Source organism: Rohdeia mirabilis, assembly GCA_007750655.1.
Lineage (GTDB): Bacteria > Planctomycetota > UBA1135 > UBA1135.
On record CP036290.1, the window covers coordinates 3,008,526 to 3,024,787 of the forward strand.

The following is a 16,262-nucleotide window of genomic DNA, read 5'->3' on the forward strand; positions in this document are numbered from 1 at the left end:
GAGCAGTCGGACGCCCCTGGTCGAGGCCTGGTTCGCTCACCGTGGGGCGGACCTTTCCCGAGGGCCGAGAACGCGCCGGATCCCGGAGCCGGTCGCCCACCGCTGGGTGGACGACCGGCTGTTCGCGGACCGTGCCGTCGAGCGCGGCGCCCGGGCCGCGCCGGGGTCAGCGGCGGCGCAGGAACTCCATCAGGAGGCGCACCCCCACTCCGGTGCCCATGGCCCCACCGACGTAGTCGCGATCGAGGGTCCCCCAGGCGGTGCCGGCGATGTCCAGGTGGCACCACTCGGTGTCGCCGACGAAGTTGGACAAGAACGCCGCACCGGAGGTGGATCCGTTGCCCTGACCCGGCGAGTTGATGTTGCGCAGGTCCGCGGACGCGCCCTTCATCTGGTCCTTGTGGCAGTCGAGCAGCGGCAGCGGCCAGACCTTCTCGGCCACGGCGTCACCGGCCTCCGTCAGGCGTTGGCGCAGGTCGTCCGTGGTCGGGAACATGCCGGTCAGCTCGTGGCCGAGCGCCATGATCACCGCGCCCGTGAGGGTCGCCACGTCGATGATCGTCTCCGGCTTGATCTTCGCCGTCGTGTAGCACAGCGCGTCGGCCAGGATCAGTCGGCCCTCGGCGTCGGTGTTGAGCACTTCGATCGTCGTGCCGTCCATCGCGGTGTGGATGTCGCCGGGCTTGGTGGCCAGTCCGTCGGGCAGGTTCTCGGACGCGGGCACGACGCCGTGGACCTCGTGCTCGCAACCGACGGCGCGCAGGGCGTGGAACAGGCCGAGGACGGCGGCGCCACCGGACATGTCGTAGCGCATCTCGTCCATCTTCGCGCCCGGCTTCAGGCTGATGCCGCCGGCGTCGAAGGTGAGCCCCTTGCCGACGATCGCGATCTTCTTCGAGCCGCGCTTCTTCGTCTTGGGCTTGTAGACGAGGTGGATGAGTTTCGCGGGCTCGCGCGAGCCCGCCGAGACGCCGAGCAGCGCCCCCATCTTCATCTTCTTCATGTCGCTCTCCTCCAGCACCTTGCAGGTGACCTGGCCGGCACCGGTGGCGAGCTTCTTGGCCTCGGCGGCGAGACGCGTGGGCGTGACGACGTTGCCCGGGTGGTTCTGCAGGTCGCGCGTGAAGCAGTTGGCCTCGCCGAGCGCCTGACCGCGGGTGGCGCCGCGCTTGAACGGCGCGCCGGGGCCCTGGAGCTCCACTGCGGTGAGGGCAACCTTCTTCGGCTTGCTCTTGTGCGCGTCGAAGCGGTAGGCGGCCATGACGGCGGCCTCGGCGACGGACTCGCCGGCGGCTTCCGCGCCGCCCGCGGCTTCCGCCACTTCGCTCGAGACGTGGATGGTCGCGCGCTTCAGTCCGAGCGACTCGGCGCCCTTGACGGCCAGCGCGGTGGCGCGGCGCAGGTTCTCGGACCCCGCGTCCTCGCGCGCGCCCAGACCCACGAGCAACACGCGCTCGGCGACCCCCTTCACCGGGTCGCACCAACGGAACTGGCGGAAGCGTCCGCTGAAGTCGGCCGCGGCGGTGGCGGCCAACTCGACGCCGGCGGGCAGGGCGAGAGCGCCGCCCTCGTGGGCGAGCACGACGAGGACGGGCGTGGCAGTGGGCTTCGCGTCGTTGCTCTTGACGGTGACTTTCATCGCAGTGGGTTCCGGGGTCGGATCGGTCGGGTGTTCGGGGGGAGGCGGGCGGATGGTTCGTTCGACGAGCGGTGGCGCGGTGCGCCGCCTCTCACATGTCGATGTACTTGGGACCGCCGCCGCCCTCGGGCACGGTCCATTCGATGACCTGATAGGGGTCGGCGACGTCGCAGGTCTTGCAGTGGACGCAGTTCGACGCGTTGATCACGACGCCGCCCGCGCTCTTGGCGTCACCGGCGTTCGCGTGCGGCCATTCGTAGACGGCCGCCGGACAGAAGTCCTTGCACGGGTTGCCGTACTCCTCGGTGCAGCGCGTGACGCAGATGTCCGGGTCGGTGACGACCAGGTGGCTCGGCTGGTCCTCCTCGTGCACGGCGCCCGAGTGGTAGACGTCGGTGAGTTTGTCCAGCGACAGTCCGTCGTCGTACCGGGGCTTCGTGGCGGTCGAGTTGGCGACGCGCTGCATGTGCTCGTGGTCGGGCGACATGGTGCGGCGCGCGACCAGGCCGCGTCCTCCGGTCACCATCTGCACGCCGGCGTCGATCGAACCGGTGAGGAAGCCCTTGGCGAAGGCCTGACGGAAGTTGCGGACCTTGTAGAGCTCCTGCTTCGCCCAGGAGGCCTCGAACAGCTCGGTGTAGCGCGCCAGCTTGGTCGCACTCGTGTCGTCCGCGGCGAGCGCCTCGACGAGCGCCTCGGCCGCGAGCATCCCCGACTTCATCGCGAGGTGGATGCCCTTGAGGCGCGACATGTTCACGAAGCCCGCGCTGTCGCCGACGATCACGAAACCGTCGCCCTGGAGCTTCGGCATCGAGTAGTAGCCGCCGCCGGGGATCGTCTTCGCGCCGTAGCGTTCGACCTTGCCGCCCTCGAGCAGCTTCGCGATCTCGGGGTGCTGCTTCCACTTCACGAACATCGCGTGCGGGTCGAGCTTGGCGTCGCCCTGGTCGAGTCCGACGACGTAGCCGATCGACAGGCGGTCGTTCTTCAGACCGTAGATCCACCCACCGCCGTAGCCGGAGGTGCCGAGCGGCTGGCCGGCGGTGTGGATCACCTTGCCGAACATCTCGCGTCCGGCCGGGATCGACCAGATCTCCTTGATGCCGGTCTCGTAGACCTGCGGGTTCTTGTCGGCGGCGAGTCCGAGCTTGTCGATCAGGCCCTTCGCCAGGTGCCCGCGCGTGCCTTCGCCGAAGACCGTGACCTTCGCGACGATGTTCATGCCGGGCTCGAAGTGGCCCTTCTTCTCGCCGCTCTTCGAGATCCCCGCGTCGCGCGTCTGCACACCGACGACGCGCTCGCCGTCGTAGCGCACACTGGCCGCCGCGAAGCCCGGGTAGACCTCGACGCCGGCGCCTTCCGCGCGGTCCTTCAGCCAGCGCACCACTTGGTACAGGCTGATGATGTGGTTGCCGTGGTTCTTGAACTGCGGCGGGACGAACGGTCCCTTCAGTCGCACCTTGCCCGAGCCGGTCAGCCAGTCGACGCAGTCGAACGTGACCTCGCCCTCGGTGGGACAGCCCTGCTCCTTCCAGTCGTCGCCGATCAGTTCGCGGATGGCGCGCGGGTCCATGACCGCACCCGACAAGGTGTGGTAGCCGATGTCCTCGGCCTTCTCGATCAGGAGGACGGAGAGTTCGAGTCCCTTCGCCTCGGCCAGCTTCTGCAGCTGGATGGCGCAGGACAGCGTGGCGGGGCCGGCGCCGACGAGCAGGACGTCGACCTCGAGCTCTTCGCGTTCGACGCCGTCGAGGTTGAGACTGACGCCGCCCTTGCCGTTTCCGCCGTTGGTCGTGTGGTTGATCATGGTTTCAGGTGTGCGCGCTGGGCCCCAGAGGCTAAGCACCGCCGGGTCCCAGTTCACGCTCCGAACGCCGGGTCTCGCGCCCAGTGGCGTGGAAGTGCCGAGGGAGCGCGCGGGGTCGCGGCCTTCTGGCCGGTCTCCCGACGGACGTCCTCGCGGAAGCCGAACGGGCGGAATCGAGCCCGAATCGGCCGCTCAGGAGCCTTCGCCGATCCAGTGGTGGCCGTCCGAGTAGCACTCGCGCTTCCAGACCGGCAGGCTCTCCTTCAGCGCATCGATCAGGAAGCGCGCCGCCTCGAAGGCCGCGTTGCGGTGCGGACTGGCCACGGCCACGACCACGGAAGGCTCCCCCACTTCGACCACGCCGCTGCGGTGCTGGACGAGCATGCGCAGCCGCCGCTCGGCCGGATCGGTGCCCACCTGTGCGACCGGCGGACCACAGGTGGCGAGGCAGCGTTCGAAGATGCGCGCCATCTCCGGTCCGCACATGCGGTCGAAGGCCTCGTAGTCCAGGCGGTCCACGTCGCGCTCGCGGTTGCGTCCGCGCGTGGTCCCGGTGAAGAGCACGTTGCCGCCGCAGCCCGGGTCGCCGACGCGAGCGAGGGCGCGGGCCGGGTCGAGGGCGGTGGCGGAGAGCTCGAACACGCCTTCTTCGAGCGTGGGCCCGTGCGCCGGATCGTCCGACGGTTCGCCCTGTCCGCCGGAGACGGGCGGGAGAAGGTGCACGGTCGCGTCGGCCGGGACGGTGGTGTCCTCGTCGACGTAGGCGGTGCCGAGCACGGCGCGCACCCCGTCGAGCGTCCCCAGTTCCGGGTGACGCTCGACGAGCAGGCGCTTGAACGCCGCGACGGTGAGCCCGTCGGGCACGTCCTCGATCACGATCCGATCGCGACCGGCGCGTTCACGCAGTCCCGCGAAGAACTCGACGGTGCATCGCATGGCTGCTCGGTGCGGACGGCGCCCGGCGCTCAGAACGGCGTGTCGGTGAACTCGGTCTCGGCCTCGGGGCCGCCCCAGCCACCGCCACCGCCACCACTCTCGGCGCGATCGCCGCCGCCCGAGCGCGATGCGCCCCAGCTGCCGCCGTCGTCGCCGCCCTGTCCGCCGCCGTCGCGGCCGCCGCCGCCGACGAACTCCCAGGAGTCGCCGACCACGTAGAGCTTGCTGCGCTTGCCGCCGCCGTTCTTGTCCTCCCACGTGTCGAGGCGCAGCTTGCCCTCGACGAAGGCCGACTTGCCCTTGGTGTGGAAGCGCGCGAACGCCTCGCCGCGCTTGCCGAACATGGTCACGTCCACGAACGTCGTGCGCTCCTGGTTCTGACCGTCCGAGCCCTGGAACTTCTCGTTGACCGCGAGTCCGAAGTTCACGACGGCCATGCCGCCCTGGGTGAACCGGGTCTCGGGGTCGCGGGTGAGGTTGCCCATCAAGAGGACCTTGTTGAAACTGCCCATGGTGTGTGGTTCTGAGAAGGTTGGTGTCCTGCTTCGTCGTCTGCGAGTTTCCGCGCGCCTCCAGCTCCTGCGACGCCGCGTCCTCGGCCTCCGGGGTGGTCCCGGGGCCGGAGCGGGTCGCCGATCGCTGCACGCGCGGCGCTGTCGGCTCGAGGTGGCACCCGGACCGTGCCCGGGGCTTCGAGGCCGACCGGCTCTCGGGCGGGCCCACGCCCGCGGGCCCATGGTGACGCCCCAAAGGCACGCGCTCAAGCCCCGCAGTCGGGACGCCGCGCGATCGGCGCCACGGACACGGGCGACGGCCACCGCTACCCTCGGGCCATGACGCCCCCCCGCCCCTACGCCGAGTCCGACCCCCGTCCCGCCTCCGCCGAGCGCCGCCGCCACGCGCGCGCGCGCCACGACGGGCCGCTGACGGTCCTGGTGGCCGGCCGCGCGATGGACGTGCGCCTGCGCGACCTGTCCGCCGCCGGACTGTGCTTCTTCAGCGAGGAACCGCTCGACGAGATGTCGCTCCTCGACGTGCGCCTCGACCTGCCCGACGGCGTGGACGACGAGTTCCGCGCCAAGGGTGCCGTGGTGCGCTGCGAACGCATCAGTCCGCACCTCGCGCACTACGAAGTGGCCGTCTTCCTGCACGACATCGCGGACACCCAGCGCCACCGCCTGCGCGACTTCGTGACGGGCCTGCAGGGCGAGCTCTAGCGTTCGGTACGGCGTCAGGCACGAAACTGCCACCTGCCGCCGGTGACGCTGCGAATTGCAGCGTCTCGGCGCGGCAGGTGGCAGTTTCGTGCCTGACGCCGTACCGAACGTCCCACCACACCTAGGCCTCGGGCAGATCGAGCACGAGCACGCGCGGCAGACCGGCGAGGTCTGCGTGCACCGAGAGCGTCCCCGGCACGTTCCGAAGCCGCGGCTCGAGGCGCTTCCACTGGTCCGCGCCGAGTTCGACGAGCAACCGCCCGCCGGGCCCCATCTTCCGCGGCGCTTCGAGCACGAGATGGACCGCCCAGTGGTCGGGATCGTCCGCCGGACCGAACAGGGCCAGCGCCGGCTCGTGATCGCGCACCTCGCGCGCGAGTGAATCGCGCTGGGACGGATCCACGTAGGGCGGGTTCGAGACCACGAGGTCGAACGGACGACCGCCGAGATCGGCGAGCGGCGCGAGGCCATCGCCCTCGAGGAAGCCCACGTCCGCGCCCAGGCGCGCCGCGTTCTCGCGCGCCAGCTCGAGCGCCTCGGGCGACACGTCGATCGCGACCACGTTCGAGCCGTCCAGTTCGAGCGCCAGCGTCACGGCCAGGCACCCCGACCCCGTGCCCACGTCGAGCACGCGCGGACCGCCGCTCGGGAACAGCCGCCCCTTGGCCCAGTCGCGCGCCAGGTCGACGACCAGTTCGGTCTCGGGCCGCGGCACGAGCACGCGCCGGTCCACGTTGAACGTGTGGCGGTAGAAGTCGCGCACGCCCGTGACGTAGGCCGTCGGTTCGCCCTTCGCGCGCCGCACGAGCATGGCCCGCGCGCGCTCGAGCTCGTGGGGCTCGACCGGGCGATCGAGCTCGAGGAACATCCGCAGCCGCTCGAGGCCCAACGCGTGGGACACGAGCAACTCCGCGTCGAGCCGCGCCTCCTCGACGCCGTGGCGCTCGAGGAACTCGCGGCCCTTCTTCACCAGCTGGCGCGGAGTGGCCGGACCGTCCGCGCCGGTCGAAGCGGCGGCGGACGGTCGGGCCGCCGACGAACCGGGCGCGGGGGTTCGGTCCGGGTCGCTCAACGGCGCGATCCGCGACCGCCCTTGCCGCTCGACTTGCGTGCGGCCTTGCGGGCTTCGAGCGCTGCTTCGCGCTTGGCGTCGCCTTCCTTCTTCGCCTGGATCATGGCGACCACGATCGTGTACACGCCCATCGCGGCCGCGACCGAGACGATCGCCGCTCCGAGCAGCGAGATCGCACCCGACGCGCCGTTCAGCGGGAACAGCGAGTAGATCGACAGCGCACCCATGAAGGCCGGGCCGAGGAACAGGAACGGATAGAGCGGCGAGAACTGACCGCCCTTCTTGTAGGCGAACAGGTGCGCCAGCGTGCAGCCCGCGAGCAGCAGGGCCGCGATCTCGGCCGCCGCACTGACCGCGTCCGCCGGCGGCTTCAGGCCCTGGAAGGCCGGGTTGTAGAGCGGGCTGTTCTCGTCGTAGGGCCCGACGAGGCGCGCGATGTCCGGATCGAAGAACGGCATGAGGACCGCGACGACCAGAAGGACGAGACCGACCAGGTGCAGCGCGGTCGGAACCGATTGCAACATGCCGGCGAGCGCGCCCTTCGGCTTCTGACCGGGCATGAGGCGCGGCGCGAAGCGGATGTTCCCCAGCGCGCCGAGGCCGTAGGGCACCGGCTGTCCGATGCGCGTGTAGACGGCGAATCCGAGCATCAGACAGCCGAGCAGACCGACGAGTTTCGCGACGCCGAAGCTGAGCCACGCTTCGCCCTGCATGAACGGCATCGCCGCCATGAACGGGAACAGCGCGCCGATCAGCAGCACGAACGCGGCGATGCGCAGAAGGCGCGGCGCGTCCTCGAGCTCGCGATCGGGTCGCGGCGCGGGGATCGTCCCCTCCTTCACCAGGGTGGCCTCGGCCGGCATCTCCGGAAGACCCGAGGCGTCCGGGACGGCCGCGGGCGCCGCGCTCTGGGGGGCGGCGGCGGAGTCGTTCGTATCGGCCGCGGTGGCCTCGGGGGCGTTCTTGTCGGTCATGGGGCTGGAATGGGGGTCGTGGACGGCGGACACCCTACCCGCCGACCCAGCGCCGGTCGACGTCGGGATCGGGAGGCGGCTGGCCGGGCCGCGGGTCGGCGCGGTCCGGGCGGCACAACGGGGACGGCGGCGGCCGGTTCTCGAGCGATCGGTGTTCGCGGGGTCGCTGGTTCGGTGCCGCTGGTTCGGTGCCGCTGGTTCGGTGCCGCCGCCGCGGTGGCACGCGTCGCCGGCCCGACGCGCGAGCGGTGCTCGGTGCGAGGCGGCCGCCCCGCGCTCAGAGCGCCCGGATGCGTTCGGCCAGGTCGACCTCGATCAACGCGTCGATGACGGGATCGAGCTTGCCGGCCGTGATGCCCTCCAGCGAGTGGTTGTCGCTGAGGCGATGGTCCGTGCAGCGGTTCTGCGGGTAGTTGTAGGTGCGCACGCGCTGGCTGCGGTCGCCCGACCCCACCTGGGACTTGCGTTGGTCCGCGCGCTCGGCGTGCAGGCGCTGCTGTTCGGCGTCGTACAGGCGCGCCCGCAGCACGCGCATGGCCTTGGCCTTGTTTTTGAGCTGGCTCTTCTCGTCCTGGCACTGCACGACGGTGTTGGTCGGCAGGTGCGTGATGCGAACGGCGGAGCTGGTCGTGTTGACCGACTGACCACCGGGGCCGCCCGCGCGCATCGTGTCGATCCGCAGGTCCTCGTCCCGGATCTCGATGTCCACGTCCTCGGCCTCCGGCAGCACCGCGACGGTCGCCGCGCTGGTGTGGGTGCGGCCCTGGCTCTCGGTGGCGGGGACGCGTTGCACGCGGTGGCCGCCGGACTCGAAGCGCATGCGGTTCCAGACGTCGGGGCCGTCGAGCGCGAAGATCATCTCCTTGAAGCCGCCGACGTCGCTCGTCGTGGCCTCGATCGGTTCGATCCTCCACCGGCGCAGCTCGGCGTAGCGGGTGTAGATCTCGAACAGGTCGCGCGCGAAGAGCGTCGCCTCGTCGCCGCCCGTTCCGGCGCGCACCTCGACGATGACGCGCGTGCGAGCGAGTTCCTCGTCCTTCACCAGCTCGCGCTTGATCTCGCGCTCGAGCGCCGGACGGCGCGCTTCGATGCGTTCGAGCTCCTCGCGCCCGAGTTCCGCCAGTTCCTGGTCGCCCGACTCGACCATCGAGCGTGCTTCCGTGCCGTCCGCGGTCAGTGCGAGCACTTCACGGTTCAGTTCGTACGCGCGCTCCAACTGGCCGCGTTCGCGCAACAGAGCCGGGAAGCGACGCGGGTCGGACGCGATCTCCGGCTGGGAGACCATGCGTTCGATCTCTTCGAAGCGCCGAGCGCGCTCGGCGAGTTTGCCGACGATGACGGGGTCCATGGTCACTGCTCGTGCACACGGTCGGGAAGATGCCGATAGCCTGCCCTCTCGAGCAGCGCGAGCGCCCGCTCGACCGGCAGACCGACGACGTTGTCGAATCCCCCGCCGCTGAGGCCCACGACGAAGGCGTCGGCGCGACCCTGGATCCCGTAGGCCCCGGCCTTGTCGCGCCATTCGCCCGAATCGAGGTAGGCGTCGATCTCGTCGGGTCCGAGCGGACGCATGGTGACGTGGGTCGACTCGACGTCGTCGAACAGAGCGCCGTCCGAACAGCGCGCGACGCACAGGCCGGTACTCACCACCTGGGTCGAGCCGGAGAGCCGCTGCAGCATGCGGCGCGCCTCGTCGCGGTCGGACGGCTTGCCGAGCAGTGTCCAACCGTCCTCGTCCTGCACGCCGACGACCGTGTCGGCACACAGGACGACGACGGCCGCACCGACGCGCGACGCGGCCAGAGCGCGGGCCTTGCGACGCGCGATGTCCACGGCGGCCACTTCGGGTGCGGGCCGACCGACCACGGACTCGTCCACGTCGGCGGGGACGACCGGCGGAGCGAGCCCCACGCCGGCGAGCAGCTCGCGCCGCCGCGGCGACGCGGACCCCAGGACGAGCTCGAAGTCGGGTCCGGCTTCCACCTCAGCGCCGCGCGACGCGTTTCGCCGGCTTCTTGGCCGCCTTCTTCGTGGTCGACTTCTTGGCCACGGCCTTCTTGGTCGTGGACTTCTTCGCCGCCGCCTTCGAGGTCGTGCCCTTCTTCGAGGCGCCGGCCTTGGTGGTGCTCTTCTTGGCCGCGGCCTTCTTCGCCGGGGCCTTCTTCGCGACCGACTTCTTGGTCGTCGGGCGCTTCGCCGCCGCCTTCGCGGACGCAGGCTTCTTCGTGGAGGACTTCTTGGTCGAGGACTTCTTCGCGGACGCCTTCTTCGCCGCGGCCTTCTTGGCTGCAGCCTTCTTGGCGGCTTCCTTCTTCGCAGCGACCTTCGCCGCGGCGGCAGCCTTCTTCTTCGCGGCTTCCTTGGCGGCGGCCTCCTTCTTCTTGGCGGCCTCGCGCTCCTTGCGCTCCTTCTCGGCCGCGACCTTCTTGGCCTCGATCGCGCGCTTCTTCTCGGCCTCCTGCTCGGCCTTCTTGCGAGCGGCCTCCTCGGCCTTGCGCGCGGCCTTCTCGGCGGCGATGCGCTTCTTCTCCTCGGCCTCGATGCGCTTGCGTTCGCGCTCCTCCTCCTTCTTGATGCGCTCCTCCTCCTTCTGGCGCGCCGCGTCCGCCTTGGCCCGCGCGGTCTCGCGCTCCACGAACGCCTTCTTGCCGAAAGCGGTCTCCTGGAGGATCGGGTTCGACACGTAGGAGGGGTTCTCCTCGTCCTCCCAGTGCTCGAGCACGTCGTACATGACGATCGTGAACTCGCGCTCGCGCCCCTTGGGAACGAGGGCGGACACCGCGGCGACCGCGTTGCGTCCGGTCCCCGGTTTGGTGACCAGGTCGAGCTTGTCGAGGAGCTTGACGAGGTTCGCGTGCACCGGCACCTCGCGGTTCGCCACCCACATCAGGTACGCGCCGCCGGCGATGCCCGTCACCGGCATCTTCTCGAGCATCTTCCAGGCGTCGTTCACATCGGCGACCAAGCGGTCGAGCGCGATGCTGTGCGTCTGCTGGTAGACCTCTTGGATGTACTCCTTGAGGTCGAGCGCGACCTCACGGAACGACTGCAGCTTGTCGTAGCCCTTCTTCCGCGTGGAGGTGCGGAAGTGCTGGGCGATCTCCTGGGCCTGGCTGACGCGCAGCTCGTTCCAGTCCTCGTAGGCCTTCTGGAGCGCCTTGATGCTGGCCTCGGCCTGGGACTGGGTCATGTGGCGCAGCAGCACCATCAAGAGCCCCTGCTCCAGCGGGTTGAACTCCGCGACTTCGGACTCGGGGAACGGGCGGCGCGGCTGGTGCGTGTCGAGCAACCGCTCGAGGAAATCGGCCTTCTTGCTCACGAGAGTCGGGCGGAGTGCGAGTGGACGGCCGCGACGAACGTGCGACCGAAGGGTGGGCGCGCCGCCGAGAGGAGGCGGCGCGTGCGACGCGACACGAGTTCGGCGCGCCGGAACACGGCGCACGCGGCAACGGACTTCGTGCGCCGGGTCCTGGCCTCCGGGGCCCGTTCACGACGCAGCGCGACGTGGACCGGATCCCGGAGCGGGCACCGACGAGAGAACGGTGCTACTCGGCGGACGCTTCGCCAGCGGCGGCGGCAGCAGCCTTCTTGGCGGCCACGCGCGCATCGCGGCGGGCGGCCTTGGCCTGCTCGCGACCGGCCTTGAGGGCGGCGCGGCGCTTGGACTTGTTGGTCTCCTTCGAGCGGCCGTCGCGCGCGCGCTTGGGCTTGGCGGCGACGCCTTCGAACGCGCCCGCGCGCTTGAGGATGTTCTGGACCGTGTGGCTCGGCTTGGCTCCGACCGACAGCCAGTGGCGGGCGCGCTCGACGTCGATCTTCTCGCGGAACTCGGGCCGCGGGTGGATCGGGTCGTAGACGCCCAGGTTCTCGAGGGTGCGGCCGTCGGTGGGCTTCTGGGAGTCGGCGACGGTGATGCGGTAGGTCGGGTGGTTGCGACGACCCATGCGCTTGAGGCGGATGACGACGGCCATGGTGGTTCGAGTGCTGGTAGCTGTGGTGAGGGAGTGTCGGCTCGGGCGCCGCGCCTGCACCCACGAAGTGAGCACCGGACGGGCCAGCCACGGTCACCGATCGCGCACGGAGGCCGGGACGCGCGAACGGACTTCCCCGCGGTGGCGCGTGAGCACCGGTGCGGAGGGGTTCGACGGGCCCGGCGCCCGTCGAGGGGCGAAGAGCATAGGGAACCGTCGGGGGCCGGGCAAGGCTCCCGGTGTCCTGGGAGTGCGGTGTCCTGGGCGGGCGGGGCGTACGGAGTGCGACTCCAGTTGGCTGGTCGACCGACACATCGCGTCTCGCGCCGACTCGCCGCTCGACCGCCCTACCGCCTCGCCGACCGACCGACCTACCTACCTACCGACCGCCCCTCGAGCCGCGGAACGCCCTCCGATTCCGCTCGGATCAGCGCTTCTTGCGGTTCTTCTGCTTCTGCTTGCGCTTCGCCTTCTCCTTGGACTTGTCGCGCGCGGGCTGCGGTCGGCGCGCGCCACCCGACCCGCCAGCTCCCCCGCCGCCGCCCAGCATGGACGGGTCGAAGCCCTCCGGCAGACCGCCGCCACCGCCCAGTCCGACCAGGGACCCGAGCCCCTTCGCCGCGCCGCCCAGACCCTTGGCCGCGCCACCGAGGCGCCCCATCAGGCCCGGTCCGCCGAAGTCGCCGGACAGCTCGCCGGTCGGACTCATCCCGGCCAGGGCCTGGCGCTTGGCCTTGCCGCCCATCGCCGCGCCGAGGCCCATCTTGTTCATCTGCTTCATCATCTGCTTCATGCCCTTGTAGGACTTGAGCAGTGCGTTGACGTCGGCCACGTCCTGGCCCGCACCCCGCGCGATGCGACGCCGGCGGCTCATGTCGAGCAGGTCCGGCTGCAGGCGCTCCTTCACCGTCATCGACGTGCACAGCGCCTCGATGCGCTTGATGTGCTTGTCGTCCATGTCGACGTTCTTCAGCGCGTCGCCCATGCCCGGCATCATCCCCAGCACCTTCTTCATGGGCCCGAGGTTCTGGATCATGCGCAGCTGGGCGAGCATGTCCTCGATGGTGAAGGTGCCCATCACCATCTTCTCGAACTGCGCCTGCGCCTCGCCCTCGTCGATCTTCGCCTGGGCGGTCTCGACCAGGCCGACGACGTCGCCCATGCCGAGGATGCGGCCGGCCATGCGCTCGGCCGAGAAGGCGTCGAGGTCGTCGATCTTCTCGCCGACGCCCGCAAACAGGATCGGGCGACCGGTGACGGCCTTCAGACTCAGCGCCGCACCACCGCGCGCGTCGCCGTCGAGCTTGGTGAGGACGACGCCGGTCAGCGCGAGCTTGCGGTGGAAGGACTCGGCCGAACGCACCGCGTCCTGACCGGTCATCGCGTCCACGACGAGCACCTGGTTGTGCGGCTTCGTGCGCTTCGCGATCGCGGCGAGCTCTTCCATCAGCTCGTCGTCCACGTGCAGGCGACCCGCCGTGTCGAGGATCACCACGTCGCGACCGGTGCGGATGGCCTCCTTCAGGCCGCGTTCGCACAGCACCGGCGGCTCGAGCCCGTCCTCGTGGTAGACGGGCAGGTCGAGCTGGCGACCGAGCACGCGCAGCTGTTCGACGGCGGCCGGGCGCTTGATGTCGGCGGCGACGAGCAGCGGGCGCTTGCCGAGCTTGGTGACCAGGTGCTTGGCGAGCTTGGCGCAGGTCGTCGTCTTGCCCGCGCCCTGCAGACCGGCCATCAGGATCACGGTCGGGCCGTTCGACGCGAAGACGAGCTTGGCGTCCTCCGGGCCCATCAGCTCGACGAGTTCGCGGTGCACGGCGTGCACGAACTGGTCGGAGGCCGAGACCGACTTGTCCTGGATGCGCCCGGCGCCGAGGGCCCGCGTGCGGACCGACTCCACGAAGTCGCGCGCCACCTTGAAGTGGACGTCGGCCTCGAGCAGGGCCTGCCGGACGGCCGCGAGGCCCTCCTCGATGTTGGCGTCGGTGAGTTCGCGCTGGCCCTTGAACAGGCCGAGGGCGCCTCCGAGTTTGGCTGTGAGTCCGTCGAGCATGGGGCGACGAGGATAGCGGACGCGGACGCCGCGGCCCGTGGGAAGTCGCGGGTCGTGATCGGTTCGGGGCCGGGAGCGCGCGCAGCGGCACGCGGTGGCGCACACCCGTCGCAGCGCCGGTGGACGCGACGTGCCGGAGCACGTGTGCGAGCGGCTCCGGCACGTCGTCCCAACCGGTGACCGCGTGTGGGTTCGACACCGCACGAACCGGCCGCTTCCGCCTCTCTCGCAACGGGTCGGCGCCCCTCGACCGGACCCGCGCAGCCCCCACCCGCGGGCCGCCGCTAGGATGCCCGGGTCCCGCCCCCCACCTCCCCCTGCCGCGCTCCGCGCCACCTCCCTGGAACCCGCTCCATGACCACGCTCGCCACCGCGTTCACCGCGACCGTCCTCTCCGCCCCCCGCCGGGTCGGTCCCTGGTTGCTCGGCGCCGGACTCCTCGGCTCGGTCCTCGCCGGGGACGAGGTCTACTTCCAGCCCGCCGACGGGGCGCGCCTCGAGCGCACCGTGTCGGTCGCGCTCGAGCTCCAGGTCGCGGACTACGCACTGACCCAGGCCGGCGAGCCGATCGAGCCGGCGGACCTCGACGAGAGCCTCGACCCCGATGCTCTGGGCGGCGAGTGGCAGCTCGAGTTCGACGTCGAGGACGCTTTCGAGCGCTCGCGCCGCGGCCGCGCGCTCGCGTTCGTGCGGACCATGGTCGACAGCCGCCTCGACGGCGAGTCCATGGACGACGACGACGAGGATCGAAGGACGGTGCGCTTCGCGTGGGACGAGGACGCGGGCGACTACACCCGCACGCTGGTCGGCGACGAGGAGCCCGACGCCGAGGACGAGAAGATGCTCGCCGGCCTGCGGGTCGACATGGATCACCTGCACCTCCTGCCCACCGGTGCGCCAGAGCCCGATGCGCGCTGGGACGTGGAACTCGGCCTCGACGGTTTCGTCGCGACCGTCCTGCCGCTGTTCGAGACCGAGGCGCTGCTGGATCAGATGCGATCGAGCGCGTCCGAGGACGACGCGAGCACCGGCGCGTTCATCGACACGCTGCTCGGCGAACTCGAGAACGCGTTCGAGAGCGTGAGCGCGCAGATGCTGTTCAAGTCGTTCCGCCCCGACGAGAACTCGGGTCGCGCGCTGGCGGTCTTCGACCTCGAGGTGGACGAGTCGATCTCGATGGACGTGGGGGCGCTCTTGACCGAGCTGGTCCTTGCCGAGATGGAGGCCGAAGGCGGCGGCGAGGAAGGCCCGGTCCCGACGATCGAGCTGATCGTCACGATCCAGATGCAGGGCGAGGGCGAGTTCGCCTGGGACCAGGACGGTCACCACCTGCACCACATGGAACTGCCGCTTCGGTTCGAGCTCGGCATCGACGGCCGCTTCGTGATCGAGCTGCCCGGCCTCGGCGAGTTCGAGTTCGTGGCCGGCACCGCGACCTGGGCGGGCGAGATGACGCTGACCCAGACGGCGACGGCGGGGTGAGCGTGCTGCCGCGCTCTCTCGGACGCCGCTCGGCGGGGCGGCGCGTGCCGCGTGCGCTCGCGATCTGCTTCGGACTCGTCACGAGCCTCCTCACCGCCTGCGCGGCGCCGCGTCCCGCCGATGCGATCGTCGAGGGAGAGCACGACTCATTGAGTGTCATCCTCCGCGGCACGGTCGCGTTACCGAGCGGAGCGAAGCTGCAGGACGTGCTGATGGTGGTCCAGCGCGCCAGCCGTGGCGGCGAGTACGTCATGCCGCACCTGCAGGACTCGGATGACGGGACGTTCGAAGTCGCCGTTGGCCTGAGCGATCGTTGGATCGGCGAAGAGCTTCTCGTCCGCCTCTGGTGGAGCCCGAACGACGGGTCGACTACGGACCACTTGAGCTTCCCCTACGTCTTGGAGTCGCTGCCTTCGATGACGACCGCTGTCGGGTTCCCCGACGCCGGCGTCCTCGATCTCGGGGTGCTCGAACCCACTCCTCCTCCCCACTTCGGTTCCGTGGTGCTCTCGACACCTGTACCGCTGCGGATCGTGGTGAGCGACTATGAATTCGGACAGTGGAGCGAACTGTTCGACCAAGTGGGCGTGCATGCGAGCGGATTCGACGTCTACTCGTTCTCCGACCGATCGCACTACTGGGTACGGGCCGAGACTCTGGGGGGCATGCACGTCACGGCCGTCCAGCTTCCACGCGGGGAGACGGTGCACATCACAGGCCCGGGCGAAGGGAATGTCGTGGGACGGATCGATGTCGCCCTCGAAACGCTCGATCCACGGGTCCTAGCGATACCCACGATCGATGGCCTGGATGCAGAACTCCACGACGACCCTCAGCGACCCGCGTTGCTCGCGAGCGCTTCACAGTTCTGGCCGAGCGCGCCGGTCCAGGACGGAGCGTTCACGATCGACCACCTGCTGCCGGGTGAGTACACGCTCGCCCTGATCACACCGCACTTCGACCTGGTGGCGACGCGCGTCGTCGTCGTCACGCACGGCACCACGACGACCTGCGAGATCGGGCCGGTAGACGTTCGCTGACGGGCTGTACGGTGTCGCATACCACAGTGCTGGTCGGTCGACCAGCACAGTGGAGTGCGACACCGTTAGGT

At 70.3% G+C, this 16,262-nt stretch carries 14 protein-coding genes; 3 read left to right on the top strand and 11 right to left on the bottom strand.

Annotated features, from left to right (window positions below; translation table 11 throughout):
* Nucleotides 1-166: 166 nt before the first annotated feature.
* The 4 genes from Pla163_RS11200 to Pla163_RS11215 form a co-directional block, all read right to left on the bottom strand.
* Nucleotides 167-1,639: a leucyl aminopeptidase gene (locus Pla163_RS11200; protein ID WP_145188033.1), complete on the bottom strand. Its 1,473-nt coding sequence runs from the start codon at nt 1,637-1,639 to the stop codon at nt 167-169.
* A gap of 91 nt (nt 1,640-1,730) precedes the next feature.
* Nucleotides 1,731-3,446 (bottom strand): electron transfer flavoprotein-ubiquinone oxidoreductase, encoded by a 1,716-nt coding sequence (locus Pla163_RS11205; protein ID WP_145188036.1) that lies wholly within the window; start codon nt 3,444-3,446, stop codon nt 1,731-1,733.
* 192 nt (nt 3,447-3,638) lie between these two features.
* Nucleotides 3,639-4,382: a molybdenum cofactor biosynthesis protein MoaE gene (locus tag Pla163_RS11210; RefSeq protein ID WP_145188039.1), complete on the bottom strand. Its 744-nt coding sequence runs from the start codon at nt 4,380-4,382 to the stop codon at nt 3,639-3,641.
* A gap of 29 nt (nt 4,383-4,411) precedes the next feature.
* Entirely contained in the window at nt 4,412-4,894 is a 483-nt protein-coding gene (locus Pla163_RS11215) for a single-stranded DNA-binding protein (RefSeq protein ID WP_419185827.1), read from the bottom strand.
* Nucleotides 4,895-5,215: 321 nt separating this feature from the next.
* Here Pla163_RS11215 and Pla163_RS11220 point away from each other — a divergent pair, with 321 nt between their 5' ends.
* A complete protein-coding gene (locus Pla163_RS11220; RefSeq protein ID WP_145188046.1) occupies nt 5,216-5,599 on the top strand; it encodes a PilZ domain-containing protein in 384 nt (127 codons plus the stop codon).
* 121 nt (nt 5,600-5,720) lie between these two features.
* Here Pla163_RS11220 and prmC read toward each other — a convergent pair whose 3' ends face one another.
* From prmC to ffh, 7 genes are all read right to left on the bottom strand, one after another.
* Nucleotides 5,721-6,671 carry a peptide chain release factor N(5)-glutamine methyltransferase gene (gene prmC / locus Pla163_RS11225; RefSeq protein WP_145188049.1) on the bottom strand — a complete coding sequence of 317 codons (951 nt, stop codon included), beginning with the start codon at nt 6,669-6,671 and terminating at the stop codon, nt 5,721-5,723.
* Nucleotides 6,668-7,645 carry a hypothetical protein gene (locus tag Pla163_RS11230; RefSeq protein ID WP_145188052.1) on the bottom strand — a complete coding sequence of 326 codons (978 nt, stop codon included), beginning with the start codon at nt 7,643-7,645 and terminating at the stop codon, nt 6,668-6,670. Before Pla163_RS11230 ends, prmC begins: the two co-directional genes overlap by 4 nt.
* Before the next feature lie 277 nt (nt 7,646-7,922).
* The gene (prfA, locus tag Pla163_RS11235; protein WP_145188055.1) at nt 7,923-8,993 is read right to left on the bottom strand and encodes a peptide chain release factor 1; all 1,071 of its coding nucleotides are present in this window, start codon (nt 8,991-8,993) and stop codon (nt 7,923-7,925) included.
* A 2-nt stretch (nt 8,994-8,995) separates the two neighbouring features.
* On the bottom strand, nt 8,996-9,628 hold the full coding sequence (locus tag Pla163_RS11240) for a Maf family protein (protein ID WP_145188058.1): 633 nt from the start codon (nt 9,626-9,628) through the stop codon (nt 8,996-8,998).
* A 1-nt stretch (nt 9,629) separates the two neighbouring features.
* On the bottom strand, nt 9,630-10,964 hold the full coding sequence (locus tag Pla163_RS11245) for a hypothetical protein (RefSeq protein WP_145188064.1): 1,335 nt from the start codon (nt 10,962-10,964) through the stop codon (nt 9,630-9,632).
* Between the two features lie 226 nt (nt 10,965-11,190).
* Nucleotides 11,191-11,616, bottom strand: a complete 426-nt coding sequence (gene rpsP, locus Pla163_RS11250; protein WP_145188067.1) for a 30S ribosomal protein S16 — start codon at nt 11,614-11,616, stop codon at nt 11,191-11,193.
* 427 nt (nt 11,617-12,043) lie between these two features.
* On the bottom strand, nt 12,044-13,669 hold the full coding sequence (gene ffh / locus Pla163_RS11255) for a signal recognition particle protein (RefSeq protein WP_145188070.1): 1,626 nt from the start codon (nt 13,667-13,669) through the stop codon (nt 12,044-12,046).
* A 354-nt stretch (nt 13,670-14,023) separates the two neighbouring features.
* Between ffh and Pla163_RS11260 the strand changes: the two genes are divergently transcribed.
* Nucleotides 14,024-15,151 (top strand): hypothetical protein, encoded by a 1,128-nt coding sequence (locus tag Pla163_RS11260; RefSeq protein ID WP_145188073.1) that lies wholly within the window; start codon nt 14,024-14,026, stop codon nt 15,149-15,151.
* Between the two features lie 2 nt (nt 15,152-15,153).
* Complete coding sequence (locus tag Pla163_RS11265) at nt 15,154-16,191, top strand: hypothetical protein (RefSeq protein ID WP_145188076.1); 1,038 nt, start codon at nt 15,154-15,156, stop codon at nt 16,189-16,191.
* Nucleotides 16,192-16,262 lie beyond the last annotated feature (71 nt).